Below are 25,686 nucleotides of genomic sequence, written 5' to 3'. Positions count from 1 at the left end.
CGCCCCCCCGGACGGAAACGAGACGAGCATGGCGGCAGCGGCCCATTGTGGCATCGACTTCGGCACTTCGAACACCACGGTCGGCCTCAGCAATTCCGCCTCCGCAGAGCTCATCCCCCTGGAGGGCGAGCAGCGGACCTTGCCGAGTGCGATGTTCTTCGATTTCGAGGATCACGGCACCCAGTTCGGGCGCAGCGCGATCGAGCGCTATCTGACCGGCCACGACGGCCGCTTCATGCGCGCGCTGAAGAGCATCCTCGGCACCGCGCTGATTCACGAGAAGACCTATATCCGGCAGAAGGCGGTGCCGTTTGCCGGTATCCTCGGCTTCTTCTTCGCGCATCTGAAGACGCGGATCGAGACGCGGCTCGGCAGGGAGATCAATCAGGTCGTGCTCGGCCGTCCCGTCCGCTTCGTCGACAAGGATGATGCGGCCGACGCGGAGGCGCAGAGCGCGCTGGAGGGCATCGCGCGGGACCAGGGTTTCAAGCACATCGCGTTCCAATACGAGCCGATCGCCGCCGCGCTCGACTACGAGCAGCAGGTCGCCCGCGAGGAGCTGGTGCTGATCGTCGACATCGGCGGCGGCACCTCGGACTTCTCGATCGTGCGCGTCTCGCCCGAGCGGCGCAGCAAGACGCAGCGCGATGACGACATTCTCGCCAATGGCGGCATCCACATCGGCGGCACCGATTTCGACCGGCTGCTCAGCCTGAAAAGCGTGATGCCGCATCTCGGCTACGGCAGCCTGACCGCCGACGGCAAGCGCAACCTGCCGACGCTGTACTATCACGAGCTCGCCACCTGGCACCGCATCAACCAGCTCTACAAGAGGGGCGTGATCGGCGAGCTGCGGCAGATCCGCTACGAGGCCGAGCGGCGCGATCTGGTCGACCGCTTCATCAAGGTGGTGGAGGAGCATCGCGGCCATACGCTCGCGATCGGCGTCGAGCAGGCGAAGATCGCGCTGACCGCGGCCAAGTCGCTGACCTCGGTGCTGTCGGAGAAGGACGACTGGGCGCGCATCCGCTTCACGCGCAAGGACTTCGACCGCGCCATCGCCGATTCCGTCGAGCGCGTCGTCGGCACGGTGACGAAGCTGCTCGACGATGCCGGCGTCGGGGCCGCTGCCATCAACACCATCTTCCTCACCGGCGGCTCGAGCATGGTGCCGGCGCTGCGTCAGGCAATCCTAGCGCTGTTTCCGGCGGCGCGCATCGCCGAGACCGACCTGCTCGGCAGCGTCGGCATCGGGCTCGCGCTCGACGCGCGGCGCAAGTTCGGCTGAGCCTGCTCAGCGCGGTTCCGACGCCGAAGGCTGCGGATCCTGCACCCGGGGCGTCCGGGGCCGTGGCGCGGCGCGCGGCGCGGCCGGTGCTGATCCGGGAACGCGGGCTTGGCTGCGCTTGGCCCGAGCCGGCGGCGAGCCGGTCGCCGCCGTTCCTGCACCCACCTGCTGTCCGTCGCGGATGATGCGCCAGGGTTCGGGATCGATCGGACGCGATTGCGGAGCAACGACCGCGGGCCGGCTGGCGCGGCGCCGCCGCGGCGGCTCGCTTGGCACCGGCCGCGCGACCGGACGGACTACGTCGGATGTCGTCTCGGCGGCCGGCGACGCATCGGCGGGCATTTCGATCGGGACTGCCGCCACGGCCGGCTCGGCCGCAACAGGCTCGGCTGGAACGGCGGGCTCAGGTTGAGGCGGCCTCTCCGCCTGCACGATCGATCCCGTGGTCTCCTCGACCGGCCCCGACCGGAACATGTCATTCGGCAGCAGCACGCCCGCAATCGCGAGTGCGGCGGCGAGGCTTCTGCCGAGCGAGATCCGCGCAGGACGCTCGGGCGGCAGCGCCGCGCGGCTGATCATCCGGCGGCCGGCATCGACGCCGACCACCGCGACGAAGGCTGCGAAGCCGAGGCTGCCGCCGACGCTTGGCAGAACCGCCGCCGCCTGGACCAGCAACGCGGTCAGCGCTACCGCGGCGACCAGCGTCTGGACGACACCCCGCAAACGCTGCGGCGACGACATGCCGACGAAACAACCGGCAAAATACGCGTCGGACAGGCGGGCATCGTCCGGCGCGAGCTGCTGCAGGATGACGAGACCGGCACAGGCCAGTGCTGCCGAGACGAAGATGCGCGCCGGCCGCCCTGCGGCCGCAACCCGCGGCAGCCTCAGCGCCACCATCGTTGCGACCATTCCGACGCCGCACAGCGCCAACATGAGCACCGAATGATTGAGACCCCTGTCGAAGCCCTGAAGGCTGGCGACGCGCACCGGTGCGCCGTCGGCGCCGAGCAGCGGCGCGAGGCTGAGGAACAGAAACGAGCCGATCGCCGCGAGCGCGCCGAAGCGGCCGCCATAGCCGCGCAACAGCACGACGCGCAGCCGCATTTCGATCGCGCAGACGCTGCAGAACACGAGGCCGCAAAACAGCGACAGCAGCAGGAAGGACCTATCGACCGGAAGCCCCGACCGCGCCACGCTCTCGCTCAACGCAACGATCGGCGTCATCCCGCTGAAGCTGCCGCCATAGACCGAGGAGGAGAAGGTCGTCGGCAGCAGATCTCTGGTTCTTGCCGTGATCAGGCCAGCGCAGAGCAGCAGGGTGGCGGTGACCGACGCGAGCGCCGGGGACAGGCCCGACGTGCACAGGTGCAGCGTCGCCAGACAACCGAGAAAAGCGCCGGCGAACGAGGCCAGCGGCACGACATTCAGCGACCGGCGCGGCCAGCGGCGAGAGCCGGGCTCGGACGGCCGGTCGAGCGCGCCATCGCGGTCCGCTGTCACGGCCCCGCCAACGTCGATGGGTCCGGCCGCCACTCCGGCGCGGGCTGCACCTCATGGCGGGCCACGATGCGCGGTCGCGCCGTCGCGTGCGGCACCACCCGTGCCTGTTGGCGCTTCAGCCGCGCAGCCAGCACGCCCGCTGGCCGACCATCGCGACCGATCCGCCGGGACGGCTCCGCGGACGCGGGCGACGCGGACTCCTGGACCGGCTCACTCGAGGGCCGCGGGGCGAGCGGATTGGCGCCCCCCGGATCAAGGATCTGAAGCGGCAGATCCGGCGCTGTGTCAGCGGCCGAGGCCGGCTCGCCGGGCGCCGTGCCGTCGCGCCGATCCTCGTCGTGTGAGGTCATCGTGGTCCGCGCCGGCGCAGCGGCTTTGTCCGCGTTCACCAACGGACCGTTGGGCTCCGCCGCCGGCGGCTGAAACATCAGCTCGCTGGTGAGCAGCACCGCGAAGATAGCGAGTGTGGCGACGAATCCCCGCGTCCAGGCGAGGACGGTCTGCCACGGCGATTCGCCTGCCTCGACGAACAGACGAACCGCAGCATCCACGAAAATGACCGAGACGAAGGCGATGTATCCGAGGCTGCCGCCGACGCTCGGCAGGATGGGACCGGTGAGGATCAGCAGGCACGTCAGCAGCACCACCGCGGCCATCGCCTGCGGCAGGCTGCGGAGCCGCCGCAACGACGACATGCCGACGAAGCAACCGGCGGAATAGGCGTCGAGATCAGGGGCCTTGCTGGGCAGAAGCTGCAGCACCACGAGGCCGGCAAAGGCCACCGTCGCCGCAACGAAGATGCGTACCGCGCGGCGCGACCCAGCCACGGGCGCCCAGCGCAAGGCGGCCATCGTCGCCAGCATGCCGACCGTGCACAACGCGAAGGTGAGCGCGGTGCCGCCGAGCCCCTGCTCCAGCGCGCCGCGGCGCGCGATCGGAAACAGCTCGCCCTCGGCGCCGAGCAGCGGCGCGAGACCGACGAACAGGAACGAAGCGACCGCCGCCAGCGCGCCCAGTCGTCCGCCATAGCCGCGCGCGAGCCCCCCGCGCAGCCACATGTCGAGCGCACAGCCCAGACAGAACACCAGTCCACAGAACAGCGAGAGCAGAACGAAGGCGGCGTCGAGCGGCAGACCGGCGCGAATGACGCTTGCGTTCAACAGCGCCACGGGAGTCATGCCGACGAAGCTGCCGCCATAGGCCGATGAGAAGAACGTGCTCGGCACCAGATCCGCGGTCCGTGTCAGGATCAGCGAGGCGCACAGCAGCAAAGCCGCCGCGGCCGAGGCAATCAGCGGCGACAGCCCGGTTGCACTCAGATGCAGGGTCATCAGACAGCCGAGGAACGCGGCGATGAACGACGCCAGCGGCGGGCAGCCGAGCTGGAACAGCTCCGAGCCGTAGAACGGCGCGGCCCGGCCGAGCTGCCGATCGCGCCATGTGCGCGGATCGAAGCTCTGCTCTGCCTGCAGACGACGTAACTGACGATCCGCCGCTTTGCGGTTCATATCCACGACACCCCGAATCGCGCCAGCCCAAGATCTGCGTGATGATCTCGCGGCAAGCGAATGGTTGACGTTCGGGCGCAACCCTGAGCCCGAGCCGGCGCAGTTTCCTGCGACGGTTGTACGCGCGCTGCATTCGTGCAGGCCGCGTGTGCTCGATTCATGCACTGCAATGCAACGTTGTGGAAGTATCGGGCTCCAGTCCGGGCGTGAAAGTTCCTGGCAACCTTAATGGCGGAGCGCGATGCGAAGTATCAATGACATGCGAGTTAGACGGCGTAGCAACCCCGGCTTGCAAACGAGCTTGGTAAACGACAGCATGGCGTCATGCTCACGCCCACGTTGCATACCGCCCGTCTGATCCTGCGGCCGCTGGCCCTCGCCGATGCGCCGGCGATCCAGCGTCAGTTCGACAACTGGAACGTCATCCGCAACCTCGCGGCCGTCGTGCCGTGGCCCTATCCTCCCGACGGCGCCGAGACCTTCGTCAGGCTGCAGCTCGACAGGATCGCGGCCGGCGAGGAGCTGTATCAATGGGTGCTGGCGCTGCGCGACGGTGACGGCGAGGCCATCGGCAATATTCACTTCCGGCCGCGCATGGAGTCGATGAAGGGCCATCGCGGCTTCTGGCTCGCTGAGCCCTATTGGAATCGAGGGCTGATGAGCGAGGCGATCGCCGCCGTGAACGACTTCGCCTTCGGTCCGCTCGGGCTCGATCAGTTCACCGTCTGCAACGTCGCGAGCAACATCGCATCACGGCGGGTCAAGCAGAAGACGGGCGCCGAGTTCGTCGGCTTCATCGAGGTCGCGCACCACAATGGCGAGACCCGCTCCGAGCAATGGATCGTGCGGCGGGAGACGTGGCTGCAACGCCGAGAAAAGCAACGCGCTCCCGCCTGAGATCGTCGGCGCTACGCGCTCGTCGTCACGTCGAGCACCGCCTGCGCAAACGCCTGCGGCGCTTCCTGCGGCAGGTTGTGGCCGATGCCGCCAGTGATCAGCCGGTGCTCGTAGCGGCCGGTGAACTTCCTGGCGTAGGCCTCGGGCGCTGGATGCGGCGCGCCGTTGGCATCGCCCTCCATCGTGATGGTGGGCACGGTGATGTCGGGAAAGGTCGCGAGCCTCGCCTCCAGCGCATCGTATTTCGCCTCACCCTGCGCGAGGCCGAGCCGCCAGCGATAGTTGTGCACGACGATGTCGACGTGATCGGGATTGTCGAAGGCGGCGGCGCTGCGCGCGAACGTGGCGTCGTCGAACGCCCATTTCGGCGAGGCCGTCTGCCAGATCAGCCTGGCGAAGTCGCGCCGGTTCTTGTCGTAGCCCTCGCGGCCGCGCTCGGTCGCGAAGTAGAACTGGTACCACCATTGCAGCTCGGCGGCCGGCGGCAGCGGCATGCGGCCGGCCTGCTGGCTGCCGATCAGATAGCCGCTGACCGAGACCATCGCCTTGCACCGCTCCGGCCACAGCGCCGCGATGATGTTGGCGGTGCGCGCGCCCCAGTCATAGCCGGCGAGGGTCGCGGTCCTGATCGAAAGCGCGTCCATCAGCGCGACGATGTCGGCGGCGACGGCAACCGGCTGACCGCTGCGCAACACGGTCGGCGACAGCAGCCGCGTCGTGCCGTAGCCGCGCAGATGCGGAATGATGACGCGATGGCCGGACGCGGCCAGCGCCGGCGCGACGTCGGCGAAGCTGTGGATGTCGTACGGCCAGCCGTGCAGCAGGATGACGACGGGGCCGTCGGCCGGACCTGTCTCGGCATAGCCGATGCTGATCTCGCCGGCCTCGACCTGCTTGATCGGTCCGAGCGACGTCCCAGCCCCCGGCCGGATCGCCGGCAGCTTCGACGCCGACTTGAAGCTCTGCGCCTGCCCGGCGCTGGAGCCGAGTTGAAAGGCCGCAACGGCGGTTCCGGCAAGGGTGAGGAAACGGCGGCGGCTGGCGTGAAGGATGGTCGGCATGGCGGAGGCTCCTGGTTCCGAGGTGCGGTCGTTGTGCGCCTTGCGCCCGCGCGGCGCTTGGAGGAGGCATTGATTTTTCCTTGAGGCCGGCTTGATTTTGCGGATCGCGTGACGCGAAGGTGAAACCGGCGGCCAGGACGGTGCCTGTGGTATATTGCTTCGACGATTTCGTGCTCGATCCCGGCCGCCGCGAGCTGCGCCGCGGCGACGACCTGGTCGCGATGGAGCCGCAGGTGTTCGACCTGCTCGCGTTCCTGATCAGGACGCGCGACCGCGTCGTCAGCCGCGACGACATCCTCGCCGAGGTGTGGGGCGGCCGCATCGTCTCCGAGGCGACGCTGGCGAGCCGCATCAGCGCGGCGCGGAGCGCGATCGGCGACAGCGGCGAGGCGCAGCGGCTGATCCGCACCATTCCGCGCAAGGGCGTCCGCTTCGTCGGGGCGGTCCGTGAGCAGGCCGACGCGGTGCAGACGCCGGCCGTATCAGCCGCACCCGCCTTCGACGGCCCCGCCATCGCCGTGCTGCCCTTCACCAACATGAGCGGCGATCCCGAGCAGGACTATTTCGCCGACGGGATGGCCGAGGACATCATCACCGCGCTATCCCGTTGCAGCGGCCTCGCTGTGATCGCCCGCAACTCCTCCTTCATCTACAAGGGCAAGGCCGTCGATATCCGCACGGTCGGACGCGAGCTCGGCGTCGGCTACGTTCTCGAAGGCAGCGTGCGCCGCGCTGGGTCCCGCCTGCGCATCAACGGGCAGCTGATCGATGCGGCGTCCGGCGCGCATCTGTGGGCGGAGCGCTTCGACGGCCAGCTGGACGATGTGTTCGCGCTGCAGGACCGCATCACCGAGAGCATCGTGGCGGCGATCGAGCCGACGCTCGAGCTGGCGGAAGGCGAGCGCCGCCGCGCCACGCCGCCGCTTCCGGACGCCTACGATCTGCTGCTGCGCGCCGCCAGCCTGCGCGACGCCTTCACGTCCGACAGCCTCGCGGCGGCGACCGCGTGTCTGGACCAGGCGCTGGCGATCGATCCCGCCTGCGCGCCCGCGATGGCGGCTTGGGCCTATTGCCAGGCGCTGCGCCACTTCCAGGGCTGGAGCGCGCCGGACGAGACCTATCGCACGGCCGCCGTGGCGCGGGCGTGGCAGGCGTGCGAGCATGCGCCCGGTGACGCGCAGGTGCTGTGGATGGCGGCCTTCGCGATCTGGAACATGGCCGAGGACATCGCCCCAGCACGGGAGCTATTCCGCCGCTCGCTTGCCATCAACCCGAACTCGGCGATGGCGCTGACCTTGAGCGGCTGGATCGAGATCATGGCCGGACACACGGCTGCGGGACGCGCGATGATCGAACGGGCGCGGCGGCTGAACCCGCGCGATCCGCGGGGCTGGTTCGCAGCCGGAGCGCTGGCGATCTGTGCGGTGGCCGAGGACGATCTCGCTGGCGCCGTTCAATGGGCGGAGATCGCGCTGGCGCAGAACCGGCGTTTCGCCGTCGCGCTCCGCGTCCTGATCGTGGCCCTGGTCAGGACCGGAGAGATGTCGCGCGCCGGCGAGGTCGCGCGTCAGCTTCTGAGCCTCGAACCGCATCTCACCGTGTCCGAGTTCCTCGAACGGATCCCGTTTCCGGCCGGGACGCTCGCCACAACCTACGCGGAGGCACTGCGCGCAGCCGGTGTGCCGCCATGATCCCGTTCGCGTGCAGTAGACCGTGTTGCAACTGAGATTTTCGACATAAACGGCAAAGTTGCGAAACTTGGCTAGACCTCGTTCATACTACCTTAGGTTCCATTCCGTAGTTTCGCGGGCATCGTTCGGCGGTCATATCGCCGGGCGGCGGAGGGAATTGATGAAGAAATTGCTTCTCAAATTTTACGAGGATGAATCGGGCGCAACCGCGATCGAGTACGGCCTGATTGCGGCCGGCATCGCGCTTGCGATCATCACCATACTCAACAAGCTCGGACTCACCCTGGAAGGCATCTTCACGACCCTGACCACGAAGCTGAACGGCGGCTGATCGATCGATTGTCTGCGATGGCGTTCTCAGGACCGGAGCAATCCGGTCGCCATGGTCGGACTGGCCGGGCCTCGCGCCCGGCCTTTGTCTCTTGATGAGCTCCATTCTTCGATGGAGCGGCGCCGCAACCGACCTATCAATGGGTCGTGCTGCGTCCAGCCTCCTCGCACGCGTTCATGCAGCGCCGGCAGGACTCGGCGCAGATCCGGCAATGGGCATGCATCTTGGCGTGCTTATCGCACTCCTCGGCACATAGCCGGCACGCCGCCGCGCAGGCCTCGAGCATGCGGCTGATCATCTCCTGGTCGGAGCCCGTGCGCCGCGTGGCAAGACGGCCGGTGACGTTGCAGACGTCGGCGCAATCGAGATTGAGCCGGATGCACTGCGTCAGCCTGGCGACGCTATTCTCTCCGAGACACGCATCGACGCAGGAGGTGCAGATCTGAGCGCAGGAGTAGCACTCCTCGATGCAGCGGACGAGTGCGTCGTCAACTCGACCGCGGACGTGCGGGTGGGTTTCGATCATCTGTTGAGCGTGCATGGGAGCTCCTGTCCGTTGGCCCCCGCGAGCGACAATGAAGATCGGCTGCAAAGGTTCTTATCGCCGCGCCGTTCGGTGCCTGACCTGTTCCCGTGGCGCGACCCCGATCGTCTTACGATCCGCGTGACGGAATTATCAGTCCGCCTGGCGTCACGGCTTCCAGCCTTTCAGTCCTGCCTCAGGCTCATCAGCGCCATTTCGCAGAACTGCCATCCGAAACCTGGCGGCGCGCGCGTATGGACGACCCGGTTCGGTTGAGGCACAACACCTCTCATCACTGACGTCGGCGGCCAAAGCCGCGGACCAAGAATGGGCGCCCGTGCGAGGCAGCCGACGATACGGAGGAATGGATGCTGATTCCGATGGCCGACGTGCCGCGCTGGTATGCGGAGCGCAAACCCGGGGACAGCGTCGCGCTCCGGCACGGCACCGATGTCCTGACCTGGGAGCAGCTCGAGCGCCGCGCCAATGCGCGTGCGCGCGCCTTCGCGGCCAAGGGCGTCAAGCCCGGCGACTTCGTCGCGATCGGCCTGCCCAACGGCAATGCGCTGTTCGAGACCAGCTTCGCGGTGTGGAAATGCGGCGCGACGCCGACGTCGCTGTCGTGGCGGCTGCCGCGCGGCGAGGCCGCCGCGGTGCTCGAGATCCTCAAGCCGTCACTGGTGGTCGGCGGCGAGGCCGACTGGAATGCGCCGAACGCGCTGCCGGCCGATTTCACGCCCGAGGGCTTTTCCGACGCGCCGCTCGCCGCGCCGGTGTCGCGCTATTGGAAAGCAATGACCTCGGGCGGCTCGACCGGACGGCCGAAGGTGATCCTCGATCACCAGCCTGCGGTAACCGACACCGCCGCCGAGCCGCCGCTCGGCATTCCGAAGGGCGCATCGCTGCTCAATCCCGGCCCACTCTATCACAACGCGCCCTTCATCGTGTCGCATTACGCGCTGTTCGCCGGCGGCAGCCTGACCGGGATGGTGAAGTTCGACGCCGAAGAGACGCTGCGGCTGATCCAGACGCAGCACATTCAGTGGGTCAACTTCGTGCCGACGATGATGCACCGGATCTGGGCGCTGCCGGAGGCGGTCCGCAACAGCTACGATCTGTCGAGCCTGAAGATGGTGTTCCACATGGCCGCGCCGATGCCGCCATGGCTCAAGGAAAGATGGATCGAGTGGCTCGGGCCCGAGCGCGTCTACGAGCTCTATGGCGGCACCGAGCGCCAGGGCCGCACCATCATCTCCGGCACCGAATGGCTGCAGCACAAGGGCTCGGTCGGCAAGATCGACGAGTCCTGCAAACTGCGCATCCTCGATCCCCAAGGCAATGACGTCGCGCCGGGCGAAAGTGGCGAGATCTACTTCCTGCCTGCGGATGGTCCCGGCAGCACCTATCACTATCTCGGCGCCGAGCCGAAGCGCCGCGCCGACGGCTGGGAGTCGCTCGGTGACATCGGCCGGCTCGATGCCGACGGCTATCTCTATCTCGGCGATCGCCTCGCCGACATGATCCTGCGCGGCGGCGCCAACATCTATCCGGCCGAGGTCGAGGCGGCGCTGATGGCGCATCCCGACATCCGCTCCTGCGTCGTGGTCGGCCTGCCCGATCCAGAGCTTGGCCAGCGCGTGCATGCGATCGTGGAGATCGACCGCTCCAGGAATGCGCAGGGAATCGTCGACGGCATGAGCGCGTTCCTTGCCGACCGGCTCAGCCGCTACAAGCACCCCGAAAGCTACGAGCTGGTCGACGTCATGCTGCGCGACGATTCCGGCAAGGTGCGCCGCACCTTGCTGCGCGACGAGCGCGCGGAGTGGGTGAAGGATGGCCGCGACTTCCGTCTCGTGCCCACGCGGGCGCGCCCGGCGGCAGACTGACGGCACGGAAATTTTTCGAACGTTTACGATGCTGGCGTAGACTCCGTGAAGGGAAGGAGAGTCCGCGCCATGATGTCGAGACGACGGTTTCTGCGCGCCGCGGGTACGGCCGCGGCGCTGCCCTTGGCGCGGATGCCGCGGGCGCGGGCCGAGCTGCGCACCATCCTCAACGACGCCAGCCGGCTCAACCCGACGCCGGTCGCCAGGCATGTGGTGATCAGCAAGCCCACGACCGACGACCTGATCGCGCGGCTGCGCGCCGAGCTCAAGGAGGCGGCCGCGGCGAAACGCCCGGTGACCGCGGCCGTGGCCCGGCATTCGATGGGCGGCCAGAGCCTGCCGCGCGACGGCACGGCGATCACGCTCGACGGCGGCGCGATCGAGCTCGACACGGCGGCGAAGACCTATCGCACCGCGGCCGGCAACCGCTGGTGGGACGTGATCGCCGCGCTCGATCCCAAAGGCTTCTCGCCGGCCGTGATGCAGTCCAACAGCGATTTCGGCGTCGGCAGCACGTTCTGCGTCAATGCCCATGGCTGGCCGGTGCCGTATGGCCCGTTCGGCTCCACGGTGAAATCGATCCGCATGCTGCTCGCCGACGGCACCTTGGTGCAGTGCTCGCGCAACGAGAATGCCGAGCTGTTCGGGCTCGCGATGGGTGGCTACGGCCTGTTCGGCATCGTCGTCGATCTCGAGGTCGAGATGGTGCCGAACCTGCTGCTCGAGCCGCGCTTCGAGCGCATGGCGCCGGAGAAATTCGCCGAGCAGTTCACACGCAACATCGACGGCGACGCCAATGTGAAGATGGCCTATGGCCGGATGTCGGTGTCCCGCAAGGCGTTCTTCGACGACGCCCTGCTCGTCACCTTCCGCCCCGCCCCCGATGCTCCGGCGACCCTGCCCGCGGCAGTCAGCTCCGGCAAGCTCACCGGCGTCGCCAACACGATCTATCGCGCCCAGACCGGATGGGAGGTCGCCAAGGGCCTGCGGTGGTTCATGGAGACCCGGCTCGGCCCCGCCATCTCCGACAGTCGCTACACCCGCAACTCGCTGATGGCCGAGCCGGTCGCCAATCTGGCGCAGAAGGACATGCACCGCACCGACATCCTGCACGAATATTTCGTCGCGCCGGAGCGGTTCGGCGAGTTCCTCAGCGCCTGCCGCGACATCATTCCCAAGGCGCGCGCCGAATTCCTCAACGTCACCCTGCGCTACGTCGCCGAGGACAAGACACCCGCGCTCACGATCGCACCGGTGCGCCGGATCGCGGCCGTCATGTCGTTCTCGCAGGCGACCTCGCCCGAAGGCGAGATCGACATGCTGCGGACGACGGAAGCGCTGATCGACCGCATCACGGCGATTGGCGGCGCGTTCTATCTGCCCTATCGTCTGCACGCGCGCCGCGACCAGGTCGAGAAGGCCTATCCGGCGGCCGCGCGTTTCGTCGCCGCCAAGCGGCAGTATGATCCGAACCTCCTGTTCCGCAACGCGATGTGGGACGCCTATTTCGCATGAATACATCAGCAGCAGATGGCTTCGCATTGGACCGCTATCGCATCGCCGCGCTGGCGCTCGCCATGGCGCTCCTGTTCGCCGCCGCGACCGACTACATCCCGACCTTTATCGATGCGCAGGGCCGCGTGTTCGGCCTGTTCCAGCTCGACATCTACAAGGATGCGCTGCATGTCGCCTCCGGCCTGTGGGCGCTGGCGGCGATGCTGACCCGCCGCAGCGCGGTGTTCTTCCTGCGCGTGTTCGGCTCGCTGTATTTCCTCGACGGCGTGATGGGCGTGTTCACCGGCTCGGGCTATCTCGACCTCTCGATCGTCATCGACGGCATCCGCGACACCTCGTGGCTGGTGAAGGTCCTCTCCAGCCTGCCGCATCTCGCACTCGGCGCGATCGGCATCGCGGTCGGCTGGTCGCCGTGGCGTAGACAGGCTGCCCTCGCATGAGCCTGCGTCGTAAAGCGCTGTATCTTCTCGGCGTCGTTTTGGCAGCCGCGGCGATCGGCGTTGCCGCCACCGTGATCAGCGTCGAGACGGTCTGCGTGGCCGACGTCCCGACCCCGATGGTGACCTCCTACTTCGGCATCACCGATCCCGCATATGCGCGATCACAGGGTGACAGCTTCCTGACCTTTCCTGAATGGTACATCGTCCACGCCTATGCCGACCTCGCTGCGGTGACCGGGCAGGCCTCGGAGTCCGACTTCCACTATCTATCGAGCGTCTCCGGCTTCTGGCGCAGCCTGTGCCGGGCCACGCGCCAGGCCGCAGGCTCCGGTCCCGCTACCTCGGAGCAGAAGCTGACGAACTACATCATCGGCTTCAGCTTCACCGCCGAGATGGCGCTCCAGGGCGCTTACGAGAAGAGCATCGGGGCGATCAGCTGGGAGACCACGGACGGCGTCAAGACCGCGGAGGACGCCTTCAACCTTGCCCTGCTGAAGGACTACGCTGCGTTCCTGTATCAGACACCCTGGTATCGGTATCCCTTCGTCGCCAAGCTCGATCAGTTCTGGCGCGAGACGCCCTTCGTGCCATCGTTCCGCGCCGTGGAGCGGCGCGTCTCGCTCAGCCTGCAATATGCCGGGCGCGCCGCCTATGCGGCCGTCATCGGCTATGTGGCGGGCTACGATCCGGCCGTGCTGACCATCCAGAGCGTCGTCACCGGCCTGCCTGCCGCCGAGCTTGCAGCCATTCCGGGCGTGAAGGTGATCCGCGAGGTCACGGACTCCAAAGGCATGAAGGGCGTGCTGGTGGAGACCGAGCGCTACGCCAAGTTCGATTCCTTCGCCAAGGAGCTCGGCCGTCATGACGGCGCCGCGTTCGGCGAAATCGCAGGCAATCATCGTATCCTGGTCACGATCGTGGTCCCTCCGGGCGACGGACGGCTGGCAGCTTTCGATGGGCTGCCTATATTCAGTGTCCCGATCCAGTCGCGCCCCGGTGCCCGTCGCATCGGCGTCGACGTACCGGTCCGGTCTTTGGTTCAGGACATCGGCCGTTTCGAAGCCGCGGGATATACGTTCGAGCATGCCTACGACTATTGACCGGCATCCCCCGTCCCGCGCCCTTCCCTTGAAGGGCGTGCTGGCCGTTGCCCTCGTCTGGTTTGCGGGCATGGCTGCCATGGCCCTGGTGATCAAGCCGGATGCGGTGGTCGTGTTCGGCCCGTCCGACCGTATGATCTCGGCGATCGTCGCCTCCGATGGAGCCTTGCTCGATGCCGGACGTTTCCACATCGCGGCCAAAACCGGAGCCACGACTGTCGGCAGCCTGTATGCTGCCGGAGCGTGGCTGGTCTGGCCCGTGATCGGCAGGGGCTGCGGCCGCGGGTAGTTGGGAAGCCAGTTCCTCCCGACGCCGATGCGGAGCCGGCGGAACTGGCGCAGCCGGCCAAAGATGTTAAGCTCGCGTTCACGCTGTGGCCGTCACGCGACACGAAGCAGAAGCTTGGTCGATGCACCCGGGGGTATCGACAGAGCAGGAGAACGAAATGCCTTCTTTGACCGAATGGAAAGTGCCGTCCGCCTTCCAGCCTCGCGCCGAAGACTATCAATATGATCTCGATCAAGCCCTGTCCTCGATCGTGGGCCTGCATGCCATCATTCCGTCCGACGCCTTCAGCGCGGAAACGCTGGGGACCGAACGTGCCGGCAATGCCGTCGTCATCGACGACGGGCTGGTGCTGACCATCGGCTACCTGATCACCGAGGCCGAATCCGTCTGGCTGCACCCCAATGACGGACGCGTGGTCGAGGGCCATGTGCTCGGGTTCGACTTCACGACCGGCTTCGGCCTGGTGCAGGCGCTCGGATCGCTCGACCTGCCGGCGCTGCCGCTCGGCTCGTCGGCGGCAACCAAGGTCGGCGATCATGTCGTGCTCGGCGGCGCCGGCGGACGCACGCGATCGGTCGCGAGCCAGATCATCGCCAAGCAGGAATTCGCCGGCTATTGGGAATATCTGCTGGACGAGGCGATCTTCACCCACCCCGCCCATCCGAATTGGGGCGGCACCGGCCTGCTCTCGGCCAAGGGCGAACTGATCGGCATCGGGTCGCTGCAGTTGGAGCGCGAGCGCGACAGCAAGGACGAGCACGTCAACATGATCGTGCCGATCGACCTGTTGAAGCCGATCATCGATGATCTCAGGCGCTTCGGCCGTGTCAACAAGCCGGCACGCCCCTGGCTCGGCATGTACGCGACGGAGGTCGACGATCGCGTCGTCGTGATCGGCGTCTCCGACAACGGCCCGGCGGCCCGCGCCGAGCTCAAGGCGGGCGACGTGATCCTCGGCATCAACGGCGACAAGGTGACGAGCCAGAGCGAGTTCTATCGCAAGCTCTGGGCGCTCGGCGCAGCCGGCGTCGACGTGCCGCTGACGGTGCACCATGAGGGCGTCACCTTCGACGTCACCATCGCCTCGACCGACCGCGCCAAGCTGCTCAAGGCGCCGCGGCTGCACTGAGGCGGCCGCGGGCCTGCGTTCACGCGTTGACGTGCCAGGCCGCAGCGATCTGGTCGTGCAGTTGCGCATCCGTCGGCAACTGTGATGCCACCGTGGGATCGAAACCCGGATGCGCCTGGGCGTAGGTCGCCATGGCCTGCACGAGTTGCGAAACCTGGGTATCGATCTCGAGACCGCCGGCCTTGATCTCCTGCAGCTGATAGGAGCCGCCAAGGAACCAGTCGGCGACGGTGACCTGCTGATGGGTGCCGAGAATGTCGATCTCCAGATCGTTGCCCGATTTGACGAACCAGAAATTGTCGGCCGTGTAGGTCGTTCCGAAATCGAGCGTGCCGGTCGGCTTCGACAGCGACGCTACGCCGTTGATGATGACGTCGTTGCCGTCGCCTTGCGCATAGACGTAGGTGGCGCCGACGCCGCCGACCAGGATGTTGTCGCCGGCCCCGCCCTTGAGCACGTCGCTGCCGCCGCCGCCGATCAGCAGGTCGTCATTGGCGGTGCCGAACAGCGTGTCGTTGCCGCCGCCCGCGATCAGCAGCGCACCGTCGGACGCAGCAATGATCGCGCCCGGCACCGGATCGACCGCGACCGTGGTCGCCGCGTCGCTCAAGGCTGCGCTGAGCCAGTCGAGATTGTCGGTCTTGCCGCCCCAGAGCACGCCGATCGCCAGGTCGACCAGGCCAGCGTCCTCACTGTCGAAACTCGCGACAGCATCGATCAGCGCGAGCTTGCCCAGGACGTCGACAGCCGATCCGGTGTCGGCGCGCGACCACAGGTCGGACGACAGATCCGCGACCAGCAGGTTGTTGGCCGTGTCCTGATAAAGGATGCCGTGCTCATGGCCGATCACGCCCGGCGTCGCCGCGACCTCGTCGTGGTTCTGCGCCAGCAGTGCCGAATATTCCACCACGATCTCGGCCAGCGCCTTCTCGACCCCGCCGTTCTTCAGGTAGGTCGCCGCAGTGTCGGCGCTGACGCTGTTGCCGAGCACGCCACCGCCGTTGAACAGGGCCTGCACGGCGCTGTTGCCGTAGCCGCTGGCGTCGGTCACCGTCGAATAGGCGATCATGTCCTTCATCTTGTCGGACGGCGCGCCTTCGCCGCTCACACCGGCCGCGGGAATGCCGACGGCCGAAGCAATCGCGTCATCCTCCAGCGGCGCCAGCAGCACAGCCGCCGCCTTCTTCCAATCCTGGGCACCGTTGTCGCTCGCCCACTGCATCATCGTCAGCAGCGCGATCGAGTGCAGGCTGACCGGATCCAGACCGAGATCCGTGCCCGCGCCGAGCACGGTCTTCTGCTCGGACGAGATGCCGATCGCAGCATGGGCGATGGCGAGCGCGCCGGCGACCGGTCCGAGCTGCAGCAGCGCCAGCGGCGCTTCCAGCACCGGCGCCGCAGCCCGCACATATTGCAGGATCTCGCCGGACAGGGAGACCATGTGAATGTCGGAATAGCGGTCGACCGGGTGCGACATCAGCGCGCCCCAGAAGCCGTGCAACTGGTCGTAGCGGACCTCAGCCGCGAATTCGAACGGCATCGCGTCATACGCATAGGCCACCTTGTCGTTGAGCGCCGCGATGTAGCCGGCAAGTCCGCCGCCGAGCGAATGTCCGGTCAGCGAGACGTTCGATGTCGCCCATGTCTTGTAGTAGGACTCCGCATCCGGGAACTGCGTCGGCCAGCCGGCCAGACCGGCACCGCCAAGCCACGATGGCACGTCGGCGAGACTGTCGGTGCCGCGAAACGAAATGATCCGTGTCGATGGATCGCCCGCGAGCTGGTAGGTCGCGGCCTCGAAATTGTCGGCGGTCGAGGTCACGCTCGCCGCCACCAGCTCATAGCTCCCGATACGGTTGAAATTGACCACGAGCGTCGGGTTGACGCCCCTGTTGTAGACGTCCATGGCGAGCACCGCGTTGATCAACGCGGCCGACGGCGATTTGGTCATGATGCGAATCCCCCCTCGGCAACCGATCGGCAGTTTTGACCCAGGGCGGTGATCCACGAGGAACCCTCCGCCGCGCCGCCGGCTCTCACCAAGTGCGACATCGCGCCCGAATTTTGTCAATCAACTATCGTCTGCGCGTGTATTCGCGCGCGACTCACCTGCCGCGCGCGACGGCAGCGTCCGGACCGTGTTGACTTGCAGGAGCCGCATCGCGAGATTGCGGCTTCGCGGAGCGAACACGCGTTCGGAAAATGGTCATTGCCCGGACGCCCGATTTTGCGTTGCATGACCGGCAAGCAGACGAGACGGCCAGCCCCGCGTATCGCGTATCAAGGAGACCTGCATGACGGATGCCGTGGTGGATGACATTCTCATCGTGTTGCCGCCACTGCTGCAGACGCTCGAAGCCCTGTCCCACGTTGCACGCTACCTGAACCCGCCGGATTTCGATCGCGTGATGGCTGACGTCGGCGATCCCGAGCAGGTGCTGCACACGGCGCGGATTCATCTCACGTCGTGGCCGGCGGACTTCGCCCATATCCGTATCGCCTTCGACACCGCAGCGGACGCAGCGCTGATGTCGTTTGCCGGCCTGCGCGCCGTTCAGCGCGGCGAGGGCGACCTGGTCGACGTGTTCAGGGCCCTCCGTCAATTGCCCCGCGCACTCGAGGCGCTGTTTCCATTGGCCGCGACGCTGCCGCCGCTGAGCGAATTCTTCCTCGATCCCGCCGTCGACGGTGACGACGGGCTGCGCCAGCTGCTGGCCGCGTCCTCTGCAGGCAAGGACACCGTGTTTCACGACCATAACGAGATCGGCAATCGCGGCGGCTTTTCGCTGTATGTGCCGGAATACTACACGGCGGACCGAGACTGGCCGCTGGTCATGGCGCTGCATGGCGGCAGCGGCAACGGCCGCGACTTTCTCTGGAGCTGGCTGCGCGCCGCGCGCAGCCTCGGCGCGATCCTGGTTGCCCCCACCGCGGCAGGACCGACCTGGGCGCTGATGGGCGACGACGCCGATACGCCGAACCTCCTGCGCATTCTCGACCTCGTCCGCAGTCGCGTCGCGATCGATCCCGCCCGCATGCTCCTGACCGGGATGAGCGACGGCGGCACGTTCTGCTACGTCAGCGGACTGGCCGCAGGCTCGCCGTTCACGCATCTTGCGCCGGTGGCCGCGACGTTCCATCCGCTGATGGCCGAGATCGCCGACCGGGACCGTCTGCGCGGCCTGCCGATCCAGATCGTGCACGGCCGGCTCGACTGGATGTTTCCGGTCGAGATCGCGCGGCATACGGCGGACGCCCTGGCCAAGGCCGGCGCCAACGTCGCCTATCGCGAGATCGACGATCTCAGCCACTGCTATCCGCGCGAGGCGAATGTCGAGCTGCTGCGCTGGCTGATGCGCTGAGCTTGATTCCCTTGCTAAGAGATGGCTGATCGGCAATGCCGCCGACACAATGTCGGCGGATTTTGTCCGCATTGGTTCTGCTCGGTCATACAGCGGGGGCGCTGCACACGGGCGGCCATGACGCCGCCGAAGGTCTGCTCATGCCCTCGCCGCTGATGCCCTCGCCTGCCGCGTCCGTCGCGCAAGTCTCGTCCGCCCGCTCCTCCACCTCCGTCGTGCTCGCCAATGGCGTCAACCGTCTCGAGGTCACGCTGAAGCTCACGACCGCGATCCTGGCGCTGGCCGCCGGCGTCTACACCTATCTTGGCGTCCGCGAGCTGCTCAACGGCAGTCCGACCACGGTGTTCTTTGCGGCGGTCATCTACTCGGTCGCGGTCTCGGTCGGCATCTACGCCTTCTGGGTGTTCATGATGCAGTTCATGCCGCACGTCACCAGCGCGATCGGGCGCTTGATGATGGCCGGCTGCATGCTGCTGGGCTCGCTGATGATCGTCGCGATGTCGTCCTGGCTGAATGCGTCGGCCCTGGCCGGCGCCGCAGCGATCCAGCAGCATCTCGCCATCACCGTGCAGAACTACACGCGCGACCTCGACAGGGCCAACAGCCAGGCCATCGCTGCGCAAAGCCTGCTGCCGGACATCCAGCTCGCCTCCTCCCGCTTCGCCAAGCTGGCGGACGCCGAACGCGCGGGCTCGCTCACCGGCACCTCCGGATCGGGCACCGTGGTCCAGCTCCTCGCGCAGATGTCGACGCAGCTCGACGGACTGGGACAACAGGTCCAGGAGTCCGGCAAGCGCGTCTCTGCTCTCTACGAGCAGGGCGGCAAGAGCCTCGCCAAGATGCGCGAGCTGATCTCCGACCGCGGGCCGATCGCAACGCGTAGCGACGCCTTCGCCACCGAGTCGTTGAACCTGATGGGCGTGATCGCCAATCTGCAGCAGACCTCGGTGGCACCTGCGGTGAGGCGCGCCGCGACGTCGCTTTCGGCCGGATTCATCGCGCCTGCCGCAGGCGGGCGCAGCGGCGACCTGGCCGAGCGCCAGACCGCCGTCGTCGGCAAGGTGGAGAGCGCGATCGCCACGCAGGCCGCCTCGCTCGCCGACGCCGCCGACAAGATCCTGGCGCTGCCGCGCATCGAGCCGACCCGGTTCCAGACACTGTCGCCCGCTGAAGCGGTGCTGCGCTACGCTGGCGACTTCATCCCGAGCTGGGCCGGCGCAATCTCGATCGACCTGATGCCGGCGGTGCTGGTGCTGATCCTCTGCGTCGTCCATGCCGCCATCCGCCGCGAGGGGCTGCCCGCCGTGAACGCCTCCAGCCTGACCGCCGCCGATCTCGTCACCGCATTGCAGATTGCGCGCGAGGTCGAGGACGTCAGGCGGGCAGCCGAGCGACGGCCAGCCGAAACGCCCACGGAGGAGCCTTCCGCACCGGCCATTGAGCCGGCGCCGGCCGCGGTGGATGAGAACGTGACGTCGCTGTCATCGGCTCGAATCGGAAAGTAGTCCCGTGGCTTCGGCGCTGAACCGACGCGTCCATGCCTGGCTCGCGGACAATCCCGATGAGAGCATTCTGCGTTGGGTCTTCCGCAGCATCCTCGTCGTCACCGTCGCAGTTCTCGCGGCGGACCTGCTCGAGTTGAATGCTCCGCAGATGCCATCGGATGCGGCCCCGCCTCAGCTCGACATTCGGCGCGACGTGTCGGACCTGCCAGATCAATCGCCATCCGTGCTGGCGCCCCTGATGAAGCGGCTGATGCCGCTGCCGCAGGGCGATCGTGCCCTGCAGCAGTCGATTCAGTTCGAGCTGCGCGGCGGCGGCCGGCTGCTCGCGACCGGCACGATCACGCCCGGCAGCGCGCGCAGCTTTGCGGACGCAGTCGAACGTCATGGCGAATATATCAGGACGATCGTGCTGAACTCGCCCGGCGGCTCCGTCGCCGACGCGTTGGCGATGGGGCGACTGATCCGCGCGCGGAAATTCGCAACCGAAGTGGAGGCGGGAAAATATTGCGCGTCGTCGTGCCCGCTGGTGTTCGCCGGCGGTCTCGAGCGCCGGGCCGGCGAGCGGGCGATCATCGGCGTGCATCAGATCGCCGCAGTCCCCACGTCCGGGACCGCCGTGAGGTCCGGCGACGACATGAGCCTTGCGCAGAACATCTCGGCGCGATGCCAGCGCCACCTCGCCGACATGGGCATCGATCTGAAGGTCTGGGTGCATGCGATGGAGACGCCGCATGACCAGCTGTTCACGTTCAAGCCCGACGAGATGAAAACACTCAATCTCGTCACCTCGCTGCCGGAATCGCGGCCTGAAAAATCGCGCAGTTAGGATGTCCTGATCGCGATGGACCGGGACCGCGGCGGGCGCGGAACCAAGTTTCGACCGCGGCGTTATTGGCCGTCACACTGGAGAACATGACATGCGGACATTCGTGGGAATGATCCTGGGGGCTCTCATTCTGGGGTTCGGCGTCTACATCCATGATTCGATGCAGACCTCCGAGGTCGCCAACGGGCCGACCGCGCAGACGCGCCGGACGATCGTGAACTGGGACGTCGCGGCGGACAGCTGGAATTCACTCAAGACCCGCGCGCATGACGACTGGGTTCGCATCTCGTCGAAGTGACGCGCACGACGCTGCTGTTTTCAGGGCGCCTCGGCCGTTGGTCGAGGCGCCTTTGCTTTGCCAATCAGTTGGCCGCCCTGGCCTTGCGCGCGTCGGCGATGACCTGCTCGAACTGCGCCATGGTCAGCACGCCGGGTACCCTGAACTTGCCGACGATGAAGGACGGCGTACCGCGGAAACGCAATCCCCGCGCCTGCTTGTCGTTGCGCGCCAGCATGTCATCGATGGCCTTGGCGTTGGCGGCGAGGTCGCGCTTGGCGCGGTCGACGTCGACGCCTGCCCCCGCGAGCAGCTCGTCGATGCGCGGTTCGGTGAGCTTCGAGCTGACGCCGATCAGCGCCTCATGCGCCTTCGCATATTTGTCCTGATATTTGCAGGCCAGCGCCATCCGCGCGGCAACCACCGAAGTCGGCCCGAGAATCGGCCACTCCTTGAGAACCCAGCGCACCTTGCCATCATCATGGATGACCTGCTGCAGCTCGGGATCGAGCTTGCGGCAATACGGACAATTGTAGTCGAACCATTCGACGATCGCGATGTCGCCCGAAGGATTGCCGAGCACCGGCGCATCGGGGTCGCGCAGCACCGCGCCCTCGTCGGGCTCGTCGGCGTCCTCGGCGCGACTGTCGCGGGGCCACAAGGAAAGCGCCGCGCCTGCGCCAAAAAGCGTCAACACGTCACGCCGGCTGCTGGCGAAGGTGATCGCAGTCGAGGGGACGCGCTTCATTGAGGTCAGCTCCAGATATGCAGCAGGCTGCGCGTCAGCATATACAGCGCCACCACCGCGATCACGACGGAAAATACCACGTTCAATGCGCCGCGCCGTCCGGAGAGATGGCGCGCCAGGCGCGTGCCGGCAAGGCCACCCGCGATCCCGCCGGCGATGAACAGTCCGGCGAGATCCCAGGCGACGAGCCCGGACCAGGCATAGCTCGCCGCGGTGGTGAGCCCGAAGGTCGTCACCGCGACCAGCGACGAGCTGACCGCATTCATGATCGGCATGCCCGTCGCAGCCATCAGCGCCGGCACGATCAGGAAGCCGCCGCCGATGCCGAAGAAACCGGACAGCGTGCCGGTGGCGAGGCCGAAGCCGACGATCGCCGGGACGTTGGCCATGCTCATCTTCACATCGGGGGTGCCGATGCGGGCGCGCGTCTTCAGCATCAGCATGGCGATGACCATCATCACCAGCGCGAACAGCGCCAGCAGCTTCTGGCCGTCGACCATCTTGCCGAGCAGCGAGCCGGTGAAGGCGCCGACGATGCCCGCCGTTGCGAACAGCGCCGCGATCGGCCAGATCACGGTGCCGCCGCGCGCATGATTGGCGAGATTGATGGCCGCGTTGGTGGCGACCGCGATGGCGCTCGAGCCGATCGCGATGTGCGGCTCGGGCACGCCGACGACATAGACCATCAGCGGCACCGCCAGCACCGAGCCACCGCCGCCGACGAGGCCGAGCGAGAACCCGACCATCGCGCCGCAAAACAGGCTGAGCACACCTTGGACAGCAGAGATCATGGCGAGAGCAGGGTCATTTCCCGCACGGGAAGGCAAGCCCCAAAATCACCGGAGCAGCAATTCCGCCGCCACCGGCGCGAACCGCCGCGCGACCGGCGCCGAGCCGAGTCGGGCCGGCGGTCTCGCGGCGATGCGCGGCGTCGAGAGCGGCGGCCGAACGCATGATGCCTCCGGCCGCCGGCAACGTCTCGTCAACCCGGATCAGGCAGCGCCCTTCAGCTTCTTGGTGCATTCGCTGTAGTAGCCGCCGCCCTTCTGGATCCACTTCAGGCCGCCATTGGCGTTGGTCGCCTTGTTGGCATTGTACTGATCGACGCAGGTCTGCAGCCGCGCCTTGCCGGGCTTCTCCTTGGCGTATTTCGGGTCCACCGCGTTGGGGAACACGGCGGGACCGGTCGGCGCGGGAGCGGCCTCCTTGGCGTCGGATTTCGCCGCCTTGGCCGGCTTGGCCTCGGCCGCAGGCGCGGCCGGAGCCGCCGGTGCCGCGGCAGCGGTGGCATCGCTGCCGCACTGGGCCTTGCGGAAGTCGTTCCACTTCTGGCCGCCCAGCGTGCCGGCCTCCTTCGCCTGCTTGTACTTGGCGCTGCATTCCTGCGCGGTCAGCGCCTTCGCCGGCGCGGCGGCGAACGTCGCGAGCCCGATCACGGCCAGCGTAGCGAGTGACGAAGCAACCAATGATTTTGCGTGAAAACTCATCCTCGATCTCCCTGTGGAGCATGGTGGAATGGGACGGTAATTCTAGCGAGACCCCCGCGACCGACAAAGCAGGCGGGAGCATGGCCGCGCGAAAATATAATTTGCGTCGCGCGGCGATCCGGCTCATTCCATTCACTGCGGGTTCAGCATCGCCGGACATCGCAGCGTGCCTTTCGTTCGAGGACTCCAGCATGAGATTCACTGCCCGGGCGGCGATTGCGGCGATCGCAATGGCCACCCTGTCGGCCGCCGGCCCCGCCCGCTCGCAACCCGGATTGACGCTGCCGTCGCGGCCCGATGCCGCCACCGACAAGTTCACCACCCTCGACAAGGCGGCGCGGCGGACGATTTCCATCGCCTGCTCCAAGGAGGCCGATGAGCAGGGGCTGAAGGGCAAGGCACGCGGCAAATTCCGCTCGGCCTGCAAGCGCGACAAGGCGGCGGCCGCCGCAGCGACCACACCCGTGCCCGCTCCCTTGCCGACGCCCGACAAGCCGAAATGACCGGCCCCTGCGGGCGCATGCGCGCATGGCGCCTGCGCAGCGGCGGGAATTGTTCGCGCAGGCAGGTTTTGGCATAAGGCGCCGTGCGCCAGATCATCTCCTCCCTCCCCTTTGACCTGCCGAGCCGCGCCAAGACCCTGAGCGCGATCGAGACCCTCGTGCTCGGCACCGCCGGCGGCCTGATCTTCCTCGTCGCCCATCTGCCGGGCGGGCTGATCTCCGGCGCGATGATCGCGACCGCGATCGCCGCGATCGCCGGCCGCCCGCTGGCGATGCCGCCGATCCTGACCCAGACCGTGCTGCTGCTGCTCGGCATCTCGATCGGCGCCGTCGTCTCGCGCGAGCTGATCAACCATGTCAGCGCCTATCCGGTGACCATCGGCCTCCTGGCGCTCGCGACGTTCTGCTCGACCTTCGGCTCCAGCCTCTATCTGCAGCGCGTCCATGGCTGGGACCGCACCTCGGCGCTGCTCGCCGGCAGTCCCGGTGCGCTGTCGCAGATCACGATGCTCGCGGTGGAGCGCGGTGCGGACCTGCCGGCGATCGCCGTGGTGCAGACGCTGCGGGTGATCATCCTGACGGCGGCGCTGCCGCTGGTGCTGGCAGTGGCCGGCGTCGCACCGGCCGCGCCGATCTCGCTCGGCCAGAGCGTCGCCTCGCCGCTCGGCCTGCTCGCACTGCTGGTGGCCTCGCTGGTCGCGGCGATGCTGATGCAGCTGATCAGGTTTCCGGCGAGCTGGCTGTTCGGCGCGATGGTCGCCAGCGGTGTCCTGCACGGCACCGGCCTCGTCGAGGGCGGCCTGCCGGAATGGATGCGTGGCGTGGCGCTGGTCGGCATCGGCGCCCTGATCGGCAGCCGCTTCGCGCGGATGCGGGTGAAGACCCTGGTCGGCCATATCAGGGCCGCGCTCGGCTCGTTCGCGATCGCGGTGGCGATCTCGGCGCTGTTCGTCACCGTGATCGTGCTGGTGACGCATGTGCGCTTTTCCGACACCATTGTCGCGTTCGCGCCCGGCGCGATGGACGCGATGATGGCGCTGGCGTTGACGCTGCACATCGACCCGATCTTCGTCGGCGCGCATCACCTGTCGCGCTTCGTGTTCGTCACCATCGCCACCCCCGGCATCGTCCATTTGTTCGGACGGCCGCAGGAGGACGTCGACGACTAGGCGCGCTTCCGGGCGATGCCCCAGCCCGCGATGGCGGCGATCAGAAGCGAGATCAGCACGCTGTAGCCGGCGAGCGACAGGCCGAGGAAGCGGAATTGCACCTCGTCGCAGCGTACGACCTTGACGCTGTCGAGCCGCTCCAAGAGGCTGCCGGCGCTGCCGAGATTGCCGATCGGCCCGGTGCATTCGGTCGGCCCCGGCCAGAAGCCCCATTCGACGCCGGAGTGATAGACGCCGAGCCCGGCATTGCCGAGCGCGGCCAGCGCGACCACGCCGAGCCCCGCGAGCACCAGCGCGCGCGGCGCGCCGCCTTTGGCGGCGAGCGCGATGAGCAGCCCGAGCGGCACGATCGCATAATAGGCCCAGCGCTGCTTCAGGCAGAGCTCGCAGGGCTGCAGGCCCCAGACCAGCTGCATGTACCAGGCGCCGGCCAAGGCCGCCGCCGCGATGCCGGCCGCGAGCAGCGCCGCCGCCACCGCCGGGCTCATGGCTCCCGCCGCGGGGCGCGCCATCACAGAAGTATTGGTCATCGGTCCTCCCGAACGGGGCTGCATCCGGTCCCATGCCGGGCCGTTCCGGCTCCTACTCCGGCCCGCGAAAGCTGTCGAGATGCGCGCCCATCACGTCCGTGCGGGTTGACCCGGCCCG

General features: G+C 67.5%; 25 protein-coding genes. 16 read left to right on the top strand and 9 right to left on the bottom strand.

Features of this window, described 5'->3' with window-relative positions; translation table 11 throughout:
- The first annotated feature begins 28 nt into the window (after positions 1–28).
- Positions 29–1,288: an Hsp70 family protein gene (locus QX048_RS21025; protein ID WP_315826607.1), complete on the top strand. Its 1,260-nt coding sequence runs from the start codon at positions 29–31 to the stop codon at positions 1,286–1,288.
- Between the two features lie 6 nt (positions 1,289–1,294).
- Here the strand turns inward: QX048_RS21025 and QX048_RS21020 are convergent, their stop codons facing one another.
- Entirely contained in the window at positions 1,295–2,791 is a 1,497-nt protein-coding gene (locus tag QX048_RS21020) for a hypothetical protein (protein WP_315826606.1), read from the bottom strand.
- Positions 2,788–4,299 carry a hypothetical protein gene (locus QX048_RS21015; protein WP_315826605.1) on the bottom strand — a complete coding sequence of 504 codons (1,512 nt, stop codon included), beginning with the start codon at positions 4,297–4,299 and terminating at the stop codon, positions 2,788–2,790. The genes QX048_RS21020 and QX048_RS21015 overlap by 4 nt, the downstream gene beginning before the upstream one ends.
- A gap of 324 nt (positions 4,300–4,623) precedes the next feature.
- On the opposite strand from QX048_RS21015, the gene QX048_RS21010 reads away from it, so the two are divergent.
- Positions 4,624–5,196, top strand: coding sequence for a GNAT family N-acetyltransferase (locus tag QX048_RS21010; protein ID WP_315754349.1), 573 nt, complete (start codon positions 4,624–4,626; stop codon positions 5,194–5,196).
- 11 nt (positions 5,197–5,207) lie between these two features.
- Here the strand turns inward: QX048_RS21010 and QX048_RS21005 are convergent, their stop codons facing one another.
- On the bottom strand, positions 5,208–6,257 hold the full coding sequence (locus tag QX048_RS21005) for an alpha/beta hydrolase (protein WP_315826604.1): 1,050 nt from the start codon (positions 6,255–6,257) through the stop codon (positions 5,208–5,210).
- A gap of 146 nt (positions 6,258–6,403) precedes the next feature.
- Here QX048_RS21005 and QX048_RS21000 point away from each other — a divergent pair, with 146 nt between their 5' ends.
- Complete coding sequence (locus tag QX048_RS21000; RefSeq protein WP_315826745.1) at positions 6,404–7,948, top strand: winged helix-turn-helix domain-containing protein; 1,545 nt, start codon at positions 6,404–6,406, stop codon at positions 7,946–7,948.
- A 160-nt stretch (positions 7,949–8,108) separates the two neighbouring features.
- A complete protein-coding gene (locus QX048_RS20995) occupies positions 8,109–8,279 on the top strand; it encodes a Flp family type IVb pilin (protein ID WP_284418181.1) in 171 nt (56 codons plus the stop codon).
- A 136-nt stretch (positions 8,280–8,415) separates the two neighbouring features.
- Here QX048_RS20995 and QX048_RS20990 read toward each other — a convergent pair whose 3' ends face one another.
- Positions 8,416–8,820, bottom strand: coding sequence for a four-helix bundle copper-binding protein (locus QX048_RS20990; RefSeq protein ID WP_315754344.1), 405 nt, complete (start codon positions 8,818–8,820; stop codon positions 8,416–8,418).
- Between the two features lie 350 nt (positions 8,821–9,170).
- Here QX048_RS20990 and QX048_RS20985 point away from each other — a divergent pair, with 350 nt between their 5' ends.
- The 6 genes from QX048_RS20985 to QX048_RS20960 all read left to right on the top strand — a co-directional run bounded on the left by QX048_RS20985 (position 9,171) and on the right by QX048_RS20960 (position 15,161).
- Complete coding sequence (locus tag QX048_RS20985; RefSeq protein WP_315754342.1) at positions 9,171–10,688, top strand: AMP-binding protein; 1,518 nt, start codon at positions 9,171–9,173, stop codon at positions 10,686–10,688.
- 69 nt (positions 10,689–10,757) lie between these two features.
- Complete coding sequence (locus tag QX048_RS20980) at positions 10,758–12,203, top strand: FAD-binding oxidoreductase (protein WP_316176294.1); 1,446 nt, start codon at positions 10,758–10,760, stop codon at positions 12,201–12,203.
- A complete protein-coding gene (locus QX048_RS20975; RefSeq protein ID WP_315716214.1) occupies positions 12,200–12,643 on the top strand; it encodes a DUF4383 domain-containing protein in 444 nt (147 codons plus the stop codon). Before QX048_RS20980 ends, QX048_RS20975 begins: the two co-directional genes overlap by 4 nt.
- Positions 12,640–13,743: a hypothetical protein gene (locus QX048_RS20970; protein ID WP_315754338.1), complete on the top strand. Its 1,104-nt coding sequence runs from the start codon at positions 12,640–12,642 to the stop codon at positions 13,741–13,743. The genes QX048_RS20975 and QX048_RS20970 overlap by 4 nt, the downstream gene beginning before the upstream one ends.
- Positions 13,727–14,032, top strand: a complete 306-nt coding sequence (locus QX048_RS20965; protein ID WP_315754336.1) for a hypothetical protein — start codon at positions 13,727–13,729, stop codon at positions 14,030–14,032. Before QX048_RS20970 ends, QX048_RS20965 begins: the two co-directional genes overlap by 17 nt.
- Positions 14,033–14,189: 157 nt before the next feature.
- Positions 14,190–15,161 (top strand): S1C family serine protease, encoded by a 972-nt coding sequence (locus tag QX048_RS20960; protein WP_315716217.1) that lies wholly within the window; start codon positions 14,190–14,192, stop codon positions 15,159–15,161.
- 19 nt (positions 15,162–15,180) lie between these two features.
- On the opposite strand, the gene QX048_RS20955 is transcribed toward QX048_RS20960, so the two are convergent.
- Entirely contained in the window at positions 15,181–17,112 is a 1,932-nt protein-coding gene (locus QX048_RS20955; protein ID WP_316176295.1) for a calcium-binding protein, read from the bottom strand.
- A gap of 343 nt (positions 17,113–17,455) precedes the next feature.
- On the opposite strand from QX048_RS20955, the gene QX048_RS20950 reads away from it, so the two are divergent.
- From QX048_RS20950 to QX048_RS20935, 4 genes are all read left to right on the top strand, one after another.
- Positions 17,456–18,523: a phospholipase gene (locus QX048_RS20950; protein WP_315716219.1), complete on the top strand. Its 1,068-nt coding sequence runs from the start codon at positions 17,456–17,458 to the stop codon at positions 18,521–18,523.
- 140 nt (positions 18,524–18,663) lie between these two features.
- On the top strand, positions 18,664–20,028 hold the full coding sequence (locus tag QX048_RS20945; RefSeq protein WP_410052175.1) for a hypothetical protein: 1,365 nt from the start codon (positions 18,664–18,666) through the stop codon (positions 20,026–20,028).
- Positions 20,029–20,032: 4 nt separating this feature from the next.
- Positions 20,033–20,854, top strand: a complete 822-nt coding sequence (locus QX048_RS20940) for a hypothetical protein (protein ID WP_316176296.1) — start codon at positions 20,033–20,035, stop codon at positions 20,852–20,854.
- 91 nt (positions 20,855–20,945) lie between these two features.
- A complete protein-coding gene (locus tag QX048_RS20935) occupies positions 20,946–21,152 on the top strand; it encodes a hypothetical protein (RefSeq protein ID WP_172111383.1) in 207 nt (68 codons plus the stop codon).
- A gap of 64 nt (positions 21,153–21,216) precedes the next feature.
- On the opposite strand, the gene QX048_RS20930 is transcribed toward QX048_RS20935, so the two are convergent.
- From QX048_RS20930 to QX048_RS20920, 3 genes are all read right to left on the bottom strand, one after another.
- Complete coding sequence (locus tag QX048_RS20930) at positions 21,217–21,879, bottom strand: DsbA family protein (protein WP_316176297.1); 663 nt, start codon at positions 21,877–21,879, stop codon at positions 21,217–21,219.
- A 5-nt stretch (positions 21,880–21,884) separates the two neighbouring features.
- Positions 21,885–22,670 (bottom strand): sulfite exporter TauE/SafE family protein, encoded by a 786-nt coding sequence (locus tag QX048_RS20925; protein ID WP_315716223.1) that lies wholly within the window; start codon positions 22,668–22,670, stop codon positions 21,885–21,887.
- A gap of 201 nt (positions 22,671–22,871) precedes the next feature.
- On the bottom strand, positions 22,872–23,366 hold the full coding sequence (locus tag QX048_RS20920) for a hypothetical protein (RefSeq protein ID WP_315716224.1): 495 nt from the start codon (positions 23,364–23,366) through the stop codon (positions 22,872–22,874).
- Between the two features lie 191 nt (positions 23,367–23,557).
- On the opposite strand from QX048_RS20920, the gene QX048_RS20915 reads away from it, so the two are divergent.
- Both QX048_RS20915 and QX048_RS20910 read left to right on the top strand, forming a co-directional pair.
- Entirely contained in the window at positions 23,558–23,869 is a 312-nt protein-coding gene (locus tag QX048_RS20915; protein ID WP_316176298.1) for a PsiF family protein, read from the top strand.
- Positions 23,870–23,952: 83 nt separating this feature from the next.
- Positions 23,953–25,038, top strand: coding sequence for an AbrB family transcriptional regulator (locus QX048_RS20910; RefSeq protein ID WP_315716226.1), 1,086 nt, complete (start codon positions 23,953–23,955; stop codon positions 25,036–25,038).
- Here the strand turns inward: QX048_RS20910 and QX048_RS20905 are convergent.
- Entirely contained in the window at positions 25,035–25,568 is a 534-nt protein-coding gene (locus QX048_RS20905) for a disulfide bond formation protein B (protein ID WP_316176299.1), read from the bottom strand. The two genes, QX048_RS20910 and QX048_RS20905, sit on opposite strands and share 4 nt — an antisense overlap.
- Positions 25,569–25,686 lie beyond the last annotated feature (118 nt).

The sequence above is a fragment of the Bradyrhizobium sp. SZCCHNS30572 genome, from assembly GCF_032484415.1.
Lineage (GTDB): Bacteria > Pseudomonadota > Alphaproteobacteria > Rhizobiales > Xanthobacteraceae > Bradyrhizobium.
The sequence above is the reverse complement of the archived record's forward strand: the minus strand, read 5'-3'. Positions and strand labels throughout refer to the sequence as shown.